General features: G+C 52.5%; 14 protein-coding genes, 1 tRNA gene and 1 pseudogene. 10 read left to right on the forward strand and 6 right to left on the reverse strand.

Features of this window, described 5'->3' with window-relative positions; all coding sequences use genetic code 11:
* Positions 1-17: 17 nt before the first annotated feature.
* Positions 18-638, forward strand: a complete 621-nt coding sequence (locus ACR0JE_RS01810; protein ID WP_480862572.1) for a hypothetical protein — start codon at positions 18-20, stop codon at positions 636-638.
* Here ACR0JE_RS01810 and ACR0JE_RS01815 read toward each other — a convergent pair.
* Both ACR0JE_RS01815 and ACR0JE_RS01820 read right to left on the reverse strand, forming a co-directional pair.
* On the reverse strand, positions 628-1,869 hold the full coding sequence (locus tag ACR0JE_RS01815) for a hypothetical protein (protein ID WP_480862574.1): 1,242 nt from the start codon (positions 1,867-1,869) through the stop codon (positions 628-630). The two genes, ACR0JE_RS01810 and ACR0JE_RS01815, sit on opposite strands and share 11 nt — an antisense overlap.
* Positions 1,870-2,113: 244 nt before the next feature.
* Positions 2,114-2,833: a hypothetical protein gene (locus ACR0JE_RS01820; protein WP_480862576.1), complete on the reverse strand. Its 720-nt coding sequence runs from the start codon at positions 2,831-2,833 to the stop codon at positions 2,114-2,116.
* A 64-nt stretch (positions 2,834-2,897) separates the two neighbouring features.
* Here ACR0JE_RS01820 and ACR0JE_RS01825 point away from each other — a divergent pair, with 64 nt between their 5' ends.
* The 4 genes and pseudogenes from ACR0JE_RS01825 to ACR0JE_RS01840 form a co-directional block, all read left to right on the forward strand.
* Complete coding sequence (locus ACR0JE_RS01825; protein ID WP_480862578.1) at positions 2,898-3,149, forward strand: type II toxin-antitoxin system ParD family antitoxin; 252 nt, start codon at positions 2,898-2,900, stop codon at positions 3,147-3,149.
* Positions 3,146-3,442 (forward strand): type II toxin-antitoxin system RelE/ParE family toxin, encoded by a 297-nt coding sequence (locus tag ACR0JE_RS01830; protein WP_480862580.1) that lies wholly within the window; start codon positions 3,146-3,148, stop codon positions 3,440-3,442. The genes ACR0JE_RS01825 and ACR0JE_RS01830 overlap by 4 nt, the downstream gene beginning before the upstream one ends.
* 327 nt (positions 3,443-3,769) lie before the next feature.
* Positions 3,770-4,069 carry a hypothetical protein gene (locus tag ACR0JE_RS01835; RefSeq protein ID WP_480862582.1) on the forward strand — a complete coding sequence of 100 codons (300 nt, stop codon included), beginning with the start codon at positions 3,770-3,772 and terminating at the stop codon, positions 4,067-4,069.
* Positions 4,057-5,028: pseudogene (locus ACR0JE_RS01840) on the forward strand (recombinase family protein); the annotation flags it as partial. The gene ACR0JE_RS01835 and the pseudogene ACR0JE_RS01840, both read left to right, overlap by 13 nt.
* A 550-nt stretch (positions 5,029-5,578) precedes the next feature.
* Here the strand turns inward: ACR0JE_RS01840 and ACR0JE_RS01845 are convergent.
* A tRNA-Leu gene (locus ACR0JE_RS01845) sits at positions 5,579-5,665 on the reverse strand.
* Between the two features lie 140 nt (positions 5,666-5,805).
* On the opposite strand from ACR0JE_RS01845, the gene ACR0JE_RS01850 reads away from it, so the two are divergent.
* Positions 5,806-6,465 (forward strand): DsbA family oxidoreductase, encoded by a 660-nt coding sequence (locus ACR0JE_RS01850; protein WP_480862584.1) that lies wholly within the window; start codon positions 5,806-5,808, stop codon positions 6,463-6,465.
* A 39-nt stretch (positions 6,466-6,504) separates the two neighbouring features.
* A complete protein-coding gene (gene lipB, locus ACR0JE_RS01855) occupies positions 6,505-7,158 on the forward strand; it encodes a lipoyl(octanoyl) transferase LipB (RefSeq protein WP_480862587.1) in 654 nt (217 codons plus the stop codon).
* Between the two features lie 485 nt (positions 7,159-7,643).
* Here lipB and ACR0JE_RS01860 read toward each other — a convergent pair whose 3' ends face one another.
* The gene (locus ACR0JE_RS01860) at positions 7,644-8,063 is read right to left on the reverse strand and encodes an HIT family protein (protein WP_480541138.1); all 420 of its coding nucleotides are present in this window, start codon (positions 8,061-8,063) and stop codon (positions 7,644-7,646) included.
* Between the two features lie 84 nt (positions 8,064-8,147).
* Positions 8,148-8,903 (reverse strand): glutathione S-transferase family protein, encoded by a 756-nt coding sequence (locus ACR0JE_RS01865; RefSeq protein ID WP_480862589.1) that lies wholly within the window; start codon positions 8,901-8,903, stop codon positions 8,148-8,150.
* Between the two features lie 189 nt (positions 8,904-9,092).
* Between ACR0JE_RS01865 and ctaD the strand changes: the two genes are divergently transcribed.
* The gene (ctaD, locus tag ACR0JE_RS01870) at positions 9,093-10,751 is read left to right on the forward strand and encodes a cytochrome c oxidase subunit I (RefSeq protein WP_170532655.1); all 1,659 of its coding nucleotides are present in this window, start codon (positions 9,093-9,095) and stop codon (positions 10,749-10,751) included.
* Between the two features lie 119 nt (positions 10,752-10,870).
* Here the strand turns inward: ctaD and ACR0JE_RS01875 are convergent, their stop codons facing one another.
* Positions 10,871-11,968, reverse strand: coding sequence for a S41 family peptidase (locus tag ACR0JE_RS01875; RefSeq protein ID WP_480862591.1), 1,098 nt, complete (start codon positions 11,966-11,968; stop codon positions 10,871-10,873).
* A gap of 278 nt (positions 11,969-12,246) precedes the next feature.
* Here ACR0JE_RS01875 and ACR0JE_RS01880 point away from each other — a divergent pair, with 278 nt between their 5' ends.
* Both ACR0JE_RS01880 and ACR0JE_RS01885 read left to right on the forward strand, forming a co-directional pair.
* A complete protein-coding gene (locus ACR0JE_RS01880) occupies positions 12,247-12,846 on the forward strand; it encodes a DsbA family protein (RefSeq protein ID WP_480862593.1) in 600 nt (199 codons plus the stop codon).
* Between the two features lie 43 nt (positions 12,847-12,889).
* Positions 12,890-13,381 carry a DUF2244 domain-containing protein gene (locus ACR0JE_RS01885; protein WP_480541130.1) on the forward strand — a complete coding sequence of 164 codons (492 nt, stop codon included), beginning with the start codon at positions 12,890-12,892 and terminating at the stop codon, positions 13,379-13,381.
* The last annotated feature ends 6 nt before the right edge of the window (positions 13,382-13,387 follow it).

The raw sequence follows: 13,387 nt of genomic DNA on the forward strand, positions 1-13,387 counted from the left end.
TCGCAAAGTCAGCCCCCATGAAAAATACACCCACACTATTAACCACCATCGCACTCTTGATAGCTTCTTTGGCATATGTGTTTGGAGAACCACAACCATCACTCGGGGGATTCGGATCATATTTGGGCGGGATAGCGACTGCCATAGCAATTGGGTGGATAATTTTAAACTCAAACAAACAAAGAAAGGCACTAGAGCTACAACAAGAGGAACTATCTTTGCAAAGAGAAGCAACGGAAGAAATCGCGGAGGCAAACAACATTTCAAGTGCGATTTCCCTGTTTTCACCTGCTATGGATTGCCTAACTAAAGACTGTCAGGCGATCTGGAAACACTATTCCAACTGTGAGTTAGAAAGTGAAAACAATGATACATCAATAGAAGAAGTAGACATAAATTTAGCAACAGCAAATGTAGCGGAAAACATCCAATTTGGAAAATGGGTAAAACAAAAAGTCATCGAAGAAGATATACTGATCATATCGATGGCTTCAACAATAGTACAACGGTACGAATACTTAGCAAAGCACCTTAAAGAGTCTGGAAAAGATTCTGAGCTTTACAAAGTTCTACTCGACGCATCCCAAGCCAAAAAGGCACATCGAAGATTAAAAAGCATCTTAGATATTAAAGATTAAACCTTCTCCTTATTTGATCAATTCTCGGATCATCTTCCAATTCATAGTCTTCCAAAATTCTGGTACTAACGATATCCGGGCTAATTTCCAAAACAGTATGAACCGTTTTCTTAATATCCTCAGCGTCAGCTTTGAACATCTCGGCCAATCCCTCTTCGGTAGTAATTGATTTATACTTTCCATTCTCCATATCTCTAATCCTTTGCATAGCAGTTTTAACGTCAACCGCATTATTATCTGTACTGTAATCATAAAAAAGAGGGCGCCCAAATTTCGCCCACACTCTATTTAACTCCAAATTCTCTTCGTTTGTCAAATTTTCAATTTTTGTTTCGTTTAAAAGATGCACAGATGCATCCAAGTCTCTAAATCCTAATTTGACGAACGTATTAGCTTCGCGTTGGATGTCGCCGACTTCCGATGCCCGCAACAACGAAATAAGTCTCAATAAGCTGACATGCGGATGCCTAGTATAATTCTTGCTTCCCTTTCCCACTAAATACTTTGAAATGCCATCTCTACAAACGTGATCAATTTCGATGCCGTCCAATTCCCTACTCATGAGCGACATCACGAGGTTCCAGCAGTCCACTTTATAGTGAAATCTTCGGTCAACATAATTTCGGGAATCGCGACGCCCCCTATCACTCTCCATTCGTTGAAGCGCATTTTCAAACTCGGTTTGAGATGAGCTTCTAAATCGTTTTATCTGCGCAGGGTCGACATGGTCTCTAAGAAGGGTCAACTTTCCTTCTTGAAACAATTCTACAAGCTTCCCTAGAGACGAGTGCTTGTCATTTACACGTAGCGAAGAAATTAATTGTGACATCGCTTGTGTTTCTTGATCGCTTAACTCTTCTGAGCGTTCAAAAGAGTTTCGAATTTTTCCTGTAATTTCTCGAATGCTCCCGCGCGAACTCATTAACCTATCAATACGATCGTAACGGTGTTCGAGAGAATCAAGAAGCTCCAACAGACTTGGCGTTGAGAGAACTGGCGTGAATCCGACGATATTTGAGTAAATTGGAAGAATCGAAAAAATGCTTCGCCCTAAAGCATCATACTCGGGATCTTTGCTGGCCGTAGAACGGAATATATAAGGATGCACTAAGCTGAAATCATAATAGTACAGCTTTTTGGTATTCTCTAAATCTGAAATATCACCGAGACAAGCCGTGTATGAGCGCCTTGCGGCCATAAATTTTTTTGTAATCTCTTCATTTCGGTCCAACTCGCTACACTCCCTACACTAAAAAATCTTATTCGGATGCTACATCTTTATTATCTGAAATAATATTGACCAACACCAAAAAACCGGCACCAAAACTTTTCTGTAGCTCGAAACCCTATCGACTTGTGGGTATCGATGCAACAAGTCTCTCAAGTTAGACATCAAGATTATTGCTAATACAGAGCAGGATAAACTGATAATGTAGCTCGTGAATCAGATGAAACCTAAAGCACGTTTGGATGGGTCACCTCACGACTAGAACGGCAACGCGGTGCAACTCACATGGATTATCAGCTATCCACTCAGTCAATTGTTTTAGATCATACGGAATATCTAGCACTCGTGCTTTAACCAACACAAACTCGTGCTTCCCCTCATCATGATTTTCAACCAAAGGGTCTGTTTCGCCATCTGGATTTTCCGGCAGGAGGTTCTCCCCAGCCACTATGAGCGCTGAGAATTCGCCGCCCCGCCCGAGTGGAATTGGATGCCATTGCCCTCTCACCCCTTGTAGCGCAACGGCATGGCCATCGATGTCGCTTGTGAATTCAAGCAGAAATGGTTGCCCCAGCTTCATCGTCGTACCTGCCGCCTCTAACTGGCTTTCGCGTTCCACAATCCCAAACTGCGATTTGGCTATGACGATCCGCAAACGATCCGATGTGGCCCTTTCCTCCAAGATTTCACGCCACCGCATCTCAGGCGTCTGAGGGAATATCTCGGGCGCTTCCAGATGCGCGACATTGAAGTGATGACTAAGCAGAAAACCATGCAGCACCTTCGCCCGTATCGCTGAATATTCCCCCCGTTGCAGATTGCGCCGATAGTTATCCGCCAAGCTCCAAGGCGGATTGAACGGTGTTTGTAAGAACTGATCAAACGGTTCATTCGTCAATTCCGCTGCTGCAACTAGGGCTTTGTAAAGCTTCGCTTTATGCGCCTTGCTCTTTGGATCAAATGACATGAGGATTATGTTCCTATGGCAATATTTGTCATTTTCTGACATACTATTCGTAGGAGGACCAGATATGGCCAGCATGAATATTTCCCTGCCCGACCCAATGCGGGACTGGGTGGAACAGCAGATGAAATCCGGGCGTTACGACAACGCCAGCGAGTACATGCGTGACCTCATCCGCCATGATCAGGACCGTGCCTCCAAGATCGCTGCCATGCAACGTCTGGTCGATGAGGCGATGGCCAGTGAAGACAGCGGCAAGTCCCTTGCCGAAATCCGTGCCATTGCCAGACAACAGGCAGGAATTACAGCCTCAGAATGAACTATCGCCTTTCTGCAAAGGCGGAAGCCGATCTGATCCAAATCTATGTTGATGGCGTTCAAGATTTTGGCGTCGTGCAGGCCGAAGCCTATCAGGACAAAATCGACCAAACAATTGAACTGATCGCGGAAAACCCGGAAATGGCGCGTTTGCGGGATGAGACCACTCCACCCGTCCGAATCCATCCGGTGCATGCGCATGTAATCATCTATCTGGTTGACGATAACCGGATCGTCAGAATTTTGCGTGTGCGGCACGGTCGTGAGAACTGGCCGGAAAACCCCATCGGGTAGTCGTTTCAGCGCTCCTGATCACCCGATTACACCCTCCTTTCACCTGAGATGACCGTGGGCCTGCCACGGTATGGTCACATCTAAGCGCATAGGATGATTGAAGAATTATTCTTGCGTGAGGCAAGATGATGTGGTCATATGTTCCATATTTGTTCTCACTCCGGTTTATGGCGTGACCATAGTGGAACGAACCCATCACCAAACAATTAAGGCGCTTCGGGTGGGACCTGAATCAAAATGCGCTGCCTCTCACCAGAGGCTCGAACGCGCATTTTGATGCTCAGTTATCCAGCCACCCGAAACGCCAGAAAAGAAAGGAGCGCGTGCATGACCTGTCCACCAGATAAAGAAGATATGCCTATTCGACCCAGCCTCTCCGTGGATTGGGAAGTTTATGCAGCCATGCTGGAAGACAGCGACATGCCGCTGGATCAGCAACAAGAACTGATCGAAACTCTGTGGTCCATCGTCGTGATGTTTGTCGATCTCGGTTACGACCTGCACCCCATCCCGCAAATCTGTGGAGAAAATGAAGAAGCATTAGATCAGGATTCCACAGATTTGGTATCCTTGTTGAACAACAAATGGGCGCAGACCCGCGCAGAGGAGGACCAATGGCAGGAGTAACATCAAAACCAACAAAGGCCGTGATCTATGCCCGCGTGTCTGGGGCCAAGCAGGTGCGCGAAGGTGATGGTCTGGCCTCACAGGAGAACCGTTGCCGTGAATACGCCACTTACAAAGACTATGATGTGGTTGAGGTGTTCAAAGACGATATGTCGGGCAAATTCGAACGCCGTCCCGCAATGGATCGTATGCTGGCCTTCCTGCGCCTGCATCCCAAAGACAGCGTTGTTGTCATCATTGACGACATCAGCCGCTTTGCCCGCAACGTGCAGGCCCATATTGCCCTGCGTGAAACTCTCTCGGACGCTGGCGGCATTCTGGAAAGCCCATCCATTGAGTTTGGCGAAGATAGTGACTCGCGTCTTGTAGAACACATGCTGGCCTCCGTCGCGCAACACCAACGCGAGAAGAATGCGGAGCAAACCTCCAACCGCATGAAAGGGCGAATGATGAACGGCTATTCCGTCTTCGCCGCCCCTATCGGATATGAGTACAAGAAGACAGGCTCACACGGTAAACTCCTGACCCGCGTTGAACCCATTGCCGCTATCATCAAGGAAGCATTGGAAGGTTATGCCTCTGGTCGGTTCTCGGCACAGGCGGATGTGCGACGGTTCTTAGAAAGCCAGCCTGACTTTCCCAAAGACCTGCCGGATGGGAAAATCCGCCAGCAGAAGGTGACGGACATGCTGAACCGCGTGATCTATGCGGGTTATGTTGAACATGAACCTTGGGGCATCACACGCCGCAAAGGCCATCATGACGCACTGATCTCGCTGGAAACCTATGAGGCCATTCAAGAACGCCGAACTGGCAGAGCCATTGCGGCCAAACGCCCTGACATCAGCGAAGACTTCCCGCTGCGTGGTGCGGTGAACTGCGCGTGCTGCGATAAGCCTATGACCGCGTACCATGCGCGGAGCGCCACAGGCAGACGCTATCCCTACTACAACTGCCAGACAAAAGGCTGCTCTGAATATCGCAAAGGTATTCGTGCAGAGAAGATAGACACAGGCTTTGAGGCAATCTTGCGCTCGCTTACCCCAAGCAAAAACATGCTCGATATCGCTTTGTCGATGTTGAAAGACGCATGGGATCAACGCGGCGATCAGGCAAAGCAGGCAATGGCCGAAATCAAGCGCCAGCATAAAGAGTTGGGCAAGCAACAAGATGCGCTGGTCGAGCGCATGATCGAGACCTCGAATCCAAAAGTGATGGCGGCGCTTGAAAGCAAAATTGCGAAGCTGGAAGAGGACAAACTACTGCTGACCGATAAGCTATCTCAAAACACCAAACCCACACGCAGCCTCAGCGAAGTTATCGAACTCTTGCGAGACTTCCTCTCAAACCCTTGGAATATCTATGAAAACGGATCACTACTCGTGAAGAAAACCATCCTCAATGCAGCCTTCAAAGCCCCATTGGTATACGACCGCCAAAACGGTTATCGAACTCCACAAACATCTGTGATCTTTGAGTTTTTAGCGGATTTCACATCAAAATGTGAAATGGTGCGGTCGAGAAGACTCGAACTTCCACGGGTGTTACCCCACAGCGACCTCAACGCTGCGCGTCTACCAATTCCGCCACGACCGCACTGCCAGTGACTTGGTAGAGGGGCGTATAGACGCAGATGGGGGCGATGTGAAGAGGCAAAACAGCGTTGGTTTAAATTCCATCTGAACCGGCATATCTGTGGGTCAGGTGAAACAAAAACAGACTGGCTGGACCTTATCATGAGTACCTCTGACCCACGGCCCGTTCTTCAGGTGGATATCGTCTCGGATGTTGTTTGCCCCTGGTGTATTGTCGGATTTCGGCAGCTCGATCTGGCTTTGCAACAGCAACAGGCTTTGGCCCGTCTCAGGTGGCATCCTTTTGAATTGAACCCGACGATGCCTCCGGAAGGTCAGAACCTGCGCGCGCATATTGCGGAAAAATATGGCTCGACGACTGAGCAAAGCCAACAAGCCCGCGACAAGTTGACCGCTTTGGGGTCGGAGCTTGGGTTTACTTTTAATTTCAATGACAAAAGCCGCATTGTTAATACATTCGCAGCGCATCAGCTGTTGGATTGGGCCGAAATACAAGGGCGGCAACACCCGTTGAAGCTGGCCTTGTTCGAGGTGTATTTCACCCAGCAAAAGGATGTCTCAGATACCGCTGTTCTGATTGAGGCTGTTTCTGCAGCGGGGCTCGACCCCGATGATGCCCTTGCGGCGCTTGAATCTGGGACCCATGCCGCTTCGGTGCGCGAGAAACAGCAGTTCTGGACCAGTCGTGGCATTTCGGGTGTTCCATCCATGGTATTCGGGGGCAAATACCTGCTGACCGGGGCGCAAGGCACCGAGACCTACGCGCAAGTGTTACAGCGCTGCCTGGCCGAGGCGGCCTAGCCCCTTCCCCCTGCCCCGCATACGCGATAGGAGGCCGGCATGGAATGGAAAGTCACTGATGGTCTGACCCGGTATGAGGATGCCGTTGCCTTCATGGAGGCGCGCGTGGCCGCGATAGCGGCAGGCGATGCAGAGGAGTGCGTCTGGCTGCTGGAACATCCCCCGCTTTATACTGCCGGAACCTCGGCCAAAATCTCGGACCTAAAGGACCCGGACCGCTTCCCCGTGTACGAAAGCAAGCGTGGCGGGGAATATACCTATCACGGCCCGGGGCAGCGCGTTGCTTATGTAATGCTGAACTTGAACACACGCGGCCGCGATGTGCGCCAGTTTGTGAAACAGCTGGAAACCTGGGTGATCGCGGCGCTGGGTGAATTCAACGTTCAAGGCGAAATTCGGGACGGCCGGGTTGGCGTTTGGGTCCAGCGAGATGACAAGCCGCTGACTTCGGCGGGCCAACCTGCCGAGGATAAAATTGCAGCTATTGGACTGCGCCTCCGCAAATGGGTTAGCTTTCACGGTATCTCAATCAATGTCGAACCGGAACTGGATCATTTCACCGGAATCGTACCCTGCGGCATCACCGAACACGGGGTCACTTCGCTGGTTGATCTGGGTTTGCCCGTGACGATGGCGGATGTGGATGCAGCGCTGCAGAAGACCTTCTACGAGGTTTTCGAAAGCCCAGCTTAGTAGTTACTTCGAGTGATTCGAATCGCAATTTGATAGCTTGCAGACACAATCCCATGGGCTCAGATCGCTCTGTTTCCCAATTTTCTAGGTCTTGCATAATTTTGCAACGATATTAACTCTCGTTTTAACCAACGTTCACTTCTGTGAATACAATGCCAACGTTTACGAGTAGCATGGAACAGCCAATCTAGAGTGAGTGGTATGTTAAACCGGTGATCCAGGGCTTGCCCTGCGAAATCCGATCAGTGTTTGGTTACGAGTCTGCCGTTCCGACCCCAAATCGGAACGGCAATTCTCTTTCTAAGCTTTCGACTGACTGGACCATCCCTTCAAAACCACATCATCCCTATTGCAAGATCACAGCGCTATCGCTCGTCGCGGCAGGCTCGACATTGTTTGCAAAGGCTTTGAGTGTTCAAAAGTTGTGCGTTTGCACCTAACTCTGGGCCATACCCACATTGGCTGGCGCGTTTCCGTCGCCTCACTCAGTTTAGCGCATTCCTGATCTTTTCCGCATGCTCGGCAATTAGATCAAAATCCCCCATATTGCCCGGCGGGCGCATTGAAATACCTTCGTGCCTGGGCAGAACATGGAAATGAAGGTGAAATACCTCCTGCCCACCAGCTGCTTCGTTGAATTGCTGGATGGTGACCCCGTCGGCCTCAAACGCCTGTTTCACCGCGTGGGACAGCTTCTGCACGGTCGCCATTACTGCAGATAGTTGTTCGGGCGTAGCATCCAGCATGTTGCGGCACGGACTTTTGGGTATGACCAGTAAATGGCCGTCTGATCGCGGCATGATATCCATGAAGGCCAGCGTGCCTTCATCCTCGTAAACACGGGTCGACGGGATTTCACCGCGCAGAATCTTGGCGAAGATGTTGTCGGGGTCATAGCTGGACATATGCAGGCTCCGGTTGGATGCTGGTTTCCTACCTGTGTTTGTGCGAGGCCCCATCGATGCGGTCAAGCCGCAAAAAAACGGGTGCTACAGCGACAAGGGCGTCGCCAACCAGTCCTGATACATCCTATCCCGGTGCGCCAACAAACCAGATGACAATACGGCCCTCGTTTCATCCGAGACATGTGCGAACACAGCTCGGGTGCTGGGCCGCATGGCGCAGAGCACATCTGGCAAGGGTGAGAACAGGGCCATGAAGGCGGCGCAGTAGATATCTGCGGCGGTCAGACGATTGCTGAACAGAAAATCTCCCCCGGTTTCAAGCCGAGCGCTGACGTTTTTTAGGATCGCATTTGCACGCCCTTCGGCCAAAGCGCCTGCCTCGGGGTCATACCCGTATTTTGCGCCCAGATAGTCGGCGATTTTGGGGTGAAATCCACCATCCCGCCCTTCAAGCCCCGCATGGATCTGCTGCAACCGCCTGTGCCAGCCCAGCCCTCCGGGGGCCGCCAGGAGGTTTATGAACGCCATGATCTCAGAGGCTGCCGCCTCAGGAACCAAATCCGGGTCAGGCGCGATGCGCTGAGCCAGCGAAACGATCCGGGCCGCGTCCGAAACCGGGTTTTCATCTTCCCAAAAGACAACCGGAGCGCTGTCTGTCTGAGCCCAAACGGCCTGTGCGCGGTCCTGCTGATCCAAATAGACGGGCATCCATGATATGTTCTTGACGTGGAATAATCCTTTGGCCGCCTCGCTCCAGGGGCTGGGCACGCCGCCAACCACGATCATACGCAGCCCTGACGCTGTTTTTGCCTGCTCGGTCGTCGCGTATTTCAGCATCATTCAGAGTCCTCCAGCAAAGACATGTGTGCCCTTTGACCAAGTGCTGCAACCGCTGCCCGCGACAATTAATCTTGATCCATATCAAACTCGACCATTGAAGGCGCCCTCTTCGCATTCTAAAACCAGCAGGAATCCCGCGCGTTGGAGAGGTCCGGCTGCGCGGTGCAGTTGCAACAGGAGGCACCTATAATGGCAGACGCAGCCATTCATGGTCACGATCATGAAGACCAGCGCAGTTTCTTTGTGCGTTGGTTCATGTCGACCAACCACAAAGACATCGGGATTCTCTACCTGATCTTCTCGGCTCTGGCCGGTCTGATCTCGGTGGCGATGACCGTTTACATGCGGCTTGAACTGATGCACCCCGGTGTGCAGTACATGTGCCTCGAAGGGTTCATGGCCGACCCGTGTACCCCCAACGGTCACCTGTGGAACGTCATGATCACCTATCACGGTGTTCTGATGATGTTCTTCGTTGTCATCCCAGCCCTCTTTGGTGGATTTGGCAACTATTTCATGCCCTTGCAGATCGGCGCGCCGGATATGGCGTTCCCGCGGATGAACAACCTGTCCTTCTGGCTGTACGTCGCTGGTACCTCGCTGGGTATCGCTTCGCTGCTGAGCCCCGGCGGTAACGATCAGCTTGGCTCGGGCGTGGGCTGGGTTCTGTATCCGCCGCTGTCGACGACCGAAGGCGGCATGTCCATGGACCTTGCGATTTTCGCCGTACACGTATCGGGCGCCTCCTCGATTCTCGGCGCGATTAACATGATCACCACCTTCCTGAACATGCGTGCCCCGGGCATGACCCTGTTCAAGGTGCCGCTGTTCAGCTGGTCGATCTTCATCACCTCGTGGCTGATTCTTCTGTCGCTGCCGGTTCTGGCGGGCGCAATCACCATGCTGCTGATGGACCGCAACTTTGGCTTCACCTTCTTTGATCCGGCCGGTGGTGGTGATCCGATCCTGTATCAGCACATCCTGTGGTTCTTCGGCCACCCGGAAGTGTACATCGTGATCCTGCCCGGTTTTGGCATCATCAGCCACGTGATCGCCACCTTCTCGCGCAAGCCGATCTTCGGTTACCTGCCGATGGTCTGGGCGATCATCGCAATCGGTGTTCTGGGCTTCGTCGTTTGGGCGCACCATATGTACACCGTTGGCATGTCGCTGCGTCAGCAGGCTTACTTCATGCTGGCCACGATGGTCATCGCGGTTCCGACCGGTGTTAAGGTCTTCTCGTGGATTGCAACGATGTGGGGCGGCTCCATCGAGTTCAAGACGCCGATGCTGTTTGCCTTCGGCTTCCTGTTCCTGTTCACCGTTGGCGGTGTGACGGGCGTGGTTCTGTCGCAGGCCGGTATCGACCGTGCCTATCACGACACCTACTACGTTGTGGCGCACTTCCACTATGTGATGAGCTTGGGTGCCGTCTTTGCGATCTTCGCGGGTGTGTATTTCTACTTCTCGAAGATGACGGGTCGTCAGTACTCGGAGTTCTGGGGCAAGGTTCATTTCTGGCTGTTCTTCATCGGCGCCAACCTGACCTTCTTCCCGCAGCACTTCCTGGGCCGTCAGGGCATGCCGCGCCGCTATATCGACTATCCCGAAGCGTTCGCGCAGTGGAACTATGTCTCGTCGATCGGCGCGTTCATCTCGTTTGCCTCGTTCATCCTGTTCTTCGGCATCGTGTTCTACGCCCTGTTCCGTGGCGCGAAAGAGACACGTCCGAACCCGTGGAATGAATACGCAGACACGCTGGAATGGACCCTGCCCACCCCGCCGCCTGAACACACGTTCGAGCAGCTGCCAAAGCAGGAAGACTGGGATAAGGGCCACGCGCACTGATCCGGTCAGAGACCACAGAAAACCCCGCCCGAACCGGCGGGGTTTTTTCTTTGTGCAGCAAACGCCTAAATGCGGTAGTTGCCTGAGAGATCATATCCGCTGAGACAGCGCATATGGGGTCAGATGTTCACCCCTCTGAGGATGTCGCGATAGACCCCATCGTCTGGGTCTGCATTCAACGCCCCTGCCACCCAAGCCCTGTCCAGCTTAAGTGTTCCAACCGGCACGATTTGCTCGGCGATTTCGGCGGGTGTCGTTTCATCGATCCGACCAGTGGCCCAATCGTGATATGCGGTCGAATATCGCACACTCGCCCCGCTTGCGGGCAGATCGAGTAAACCTCCTTCTGCATAGAACCTGAGCCCATCGCCCATTTCCTCGCCTATGATTTGGCATCTGGCTCCCAAGCGGAATTTGATGATCGCCACGAACACGATCGCTGCAGAAAACGTAAACTTATCGACGAGCAATCCGACGTTTCGATCTGTTGCACCCTCCGATATCGCATCGATAAGAGGCATTGTTTTAAGAAAATCGCCTCCGGTATTTCCCCTGACATCAATAAGAAGAGGTGTGCTCGCGCGCGACCTTACGTGTTCGGCGGCCGAAAATATCGCATCAGGCAGCTTCTTTTCACCCAGGTCAAAGAAACTCGGAAACGCAAGTACGAGCCCGTCTTCGAGAAAATCTTGAACGTTCAGAAACTCCTTTGGGACCCATGCGGCATCGGATTTTCCATGTTCGTTTCTTGGATACCAGATTGATCCTGAAACCGTGTTTTCGGCGTGCATTCTCAGATAGGTTGTTTGTCCCGCACCCGTCCTGAGTTTGTATTCGATCAAACCGACCTCTTTACAAACACCCAAGCGTTTCAAGGCGTGCGGCCATGCGAATAGCATCGGGCCAACTACACGCTTACGCTGACGTGTTCCCGCCAAATAGTCGACAGCGCGCGCCTCGATTTCTTTCACAGAAACACCATTCACAGCGATCAATCGCGCACCCGGTACGGCACCAAGGCCTGGCGCACTTCCCACCAGGTTCACGTGGCTACCGATGGCAACGAACCGCAAGGGCAACACTGAAATTGCATTGTTCGGAATCAGTCGGGTATGGCCATTCCCCGGAAGGGCGAGCAAGCGCATCAAGGACATCAAAAAGTCGTCCCTTGCATCGGCAAGCGCGACCTGTCGAGCGTCAGCAATGTGCTGATCCAAAACCTCTCGCGTGACCTTGTTGAAACTGGGATCGGTCGACAAAACCGTCGTCACTACATGCTCTAGATCGCTCAACAAAGACATGCGCAGAGACTATAGGGACACACCGGGATGTCCACTTCCCATACGACGAAGCACGACGCCAGGTCGTTTCGAAACAAAAAGCTCGCCCGCTCCGAACCGCTTGCCAAAAACCCCGCAGCCCGTTCAATTCGCCAAATACTCGAAAATAAGCTATTCTCGTCAGGGCAACTGTTCCGGCAACCCGGAGGGTTCATATGCCTGAAATCGACTTTTGGTATTCGATCGGCAGCACCTACAGCTTTCTGACCGTCATGAGGTTGGACGACTGGTGCGCCGAAACCGATGCAACCGTGCATTGGCGCCCCTTTAACGTGCGCACCGTCATGATGGCGCAGCAGAACGCTCCTTTTGCGGGCAAGCCCGAAAAAACCGCCTATATGTGGCGGGATATTGAGCGTCGGGCCGCCAAGTATCACATCCATGCAAAACTGCCCGCACCCTACCCCATCTCGGACCTTGGACTTGCCAATCAGGTGGCGTTTCTGGGGATGCAGGACGGTTGGGGGCAGGATTTTACTCAGAACCTCTATCGGATCTGGTTTGAAGAGGGCGTTGAAGCTGGTAGCGAATCCGCCTTATCCGAAGCCTTGTTGCGCTGTCAGCAGGACCCGCGCCTGACACTTGCACGTGCCCGCGACGCAGATTGTATTGCCGGGCTTGAGGCCGAAACCGAACGCGCGAGCAAACTTGGCGTTTTCGGCGCACCCAGCTTTGTTGTGCGCGATGAAGTGTTCTGGGGCGATGATAGGTTGGACGACGCTTTGTCCTGGGCTCGCGTTGGACATGTCGTCTAAACTTTGCCATCGACACTGCAGGCTCATAAGCTAGGTTTCAGCCATGCCCTACCAATGGACCCAAACCTCGGACACGGAACAAGAGCTACGCTTGTGGCCACACAATTCGTTGCCACCACGTGGGGCAATGATCGTCATATTCTCGGTATTTCTGTTCGGGCTGATCCCGATCCTGGCGATGCTGGGATCGGTCGTACTTTGGGGTCTGTTGCCCTTCTTGTTGCTGACAGTTCTGGGCCTGTGGCTGGCAATCCAAACGAACTACAAGGCGCGCAGCGTGTTTGAGGTGCTCACACTGAATGGGACCCGCGCCCAGCTGATCCATCGCACACCGGGTAGGCAACAGCAGGAATGGTCCTGCAACCGCTATTGGGCGCGTCCAGAGATGCACAGGAAAGGCGGGCCAGTTCCGTACTACGTCACCCTTGTCGGTGACGGGCGCGAGGTAGAGATTGGCGCGTTCCTGTCTGAAGAGGAACGTATCAGCCTATATGATGAGCTGGTGGAACGACTGCGCGGTCCTGCCGCGCAGTAGCTAAAT

The organism is Ruegeria sp. H3, from assembly GCF_056533095.1.

Excerpts from the sequence above, each read along its gene's own strand:
- ACR0JE_RS01810 (WP_480862572.1), top strand. The coding sequence starts at position 18 with ATGAAAAATACACCCACACTATTAACCACCATCGCACTCTTGATAGCT.
- ACR0JE_RS01820 (WP_480862576.1), bottom strand. The coding sequence starts at position 2,833 with ATGTCATTTGATCCAAAGAGCAAGGCGCATAAAGCGAAGCTTTACAAA.
- ACR0JE_RS01825 (WP_480862578.1), top strand. The coding sequence starts at position 2,898 with ATGGCCAGCATGAATATTTCCCTGCCCGACCCAATGCGGGACTGGGTG.
- ACR0JE_RS01830 (WP_480862580.1), top strand. The coding sequence starts at position 3,146 with ATGAACTATCGCCTTTCTGCAAAGGCGGAAGCCGATCTGATCCAAATC.
- ACR0JE_RS01835 (WP_480862582.1), top strand. The coding sequence starts at position 3,770 with ATGACCTGTCCACCAGATAAAGAAGATATGCCTATTCGACCCAGCCTC.
- ACR0JE_RS01850 (WP_480862584.1), top strand. The coding sequence starts at position 5,806 with ATGAGTACCTCTGACCCACGGCCCGTTCTTCAGGTGGATATCGTCTCG.
- lipB (WP_480862587.1), top strand. The coding sequence starts at position 6,505 with ATGGAATGGAAAGTCACTGATGGTCTGACCCGGTATGAGGATGCCGTT.
- ACR0JE_RS01860 (WP_480541138.1), bottom strand. The coding sequence starts at position 8,063 with ATGTCCAGCTATGACCCCGACAACATCTTCGCCAAGATTCTGCGCGGT.
- ACR0JE_RS01865 (WP_480862589.1), bottom strand. The coding sequence starts at position 8,903 with ATGATGCTGAAATACGCGACGACCGAGCAGGCAAAAACAGCGTCAGGG.
- ctaD (WP_170532655.1), top strand. The coding sequence starts at position 9,093 with ATGGCAGACGCAGCCATTCATGGTCACGATCATGAAGACCAGCGCAGT.
- ACR0JE_RS01880 (WP_480862593.1), top strand. The coding sequence starts at position 12,247 with ATGCCTGAAATCGACTTTTGGTATTCGATCGGCAGCACCTACAGCTTT.
- ACR0JE_RS01885 (WP_480541130.1), top strand. The coding sequence starts at position 12,890 with ATGCCCTACCAATGGACCCAAACCTCGGACACGGAACAAGAGCTACGC.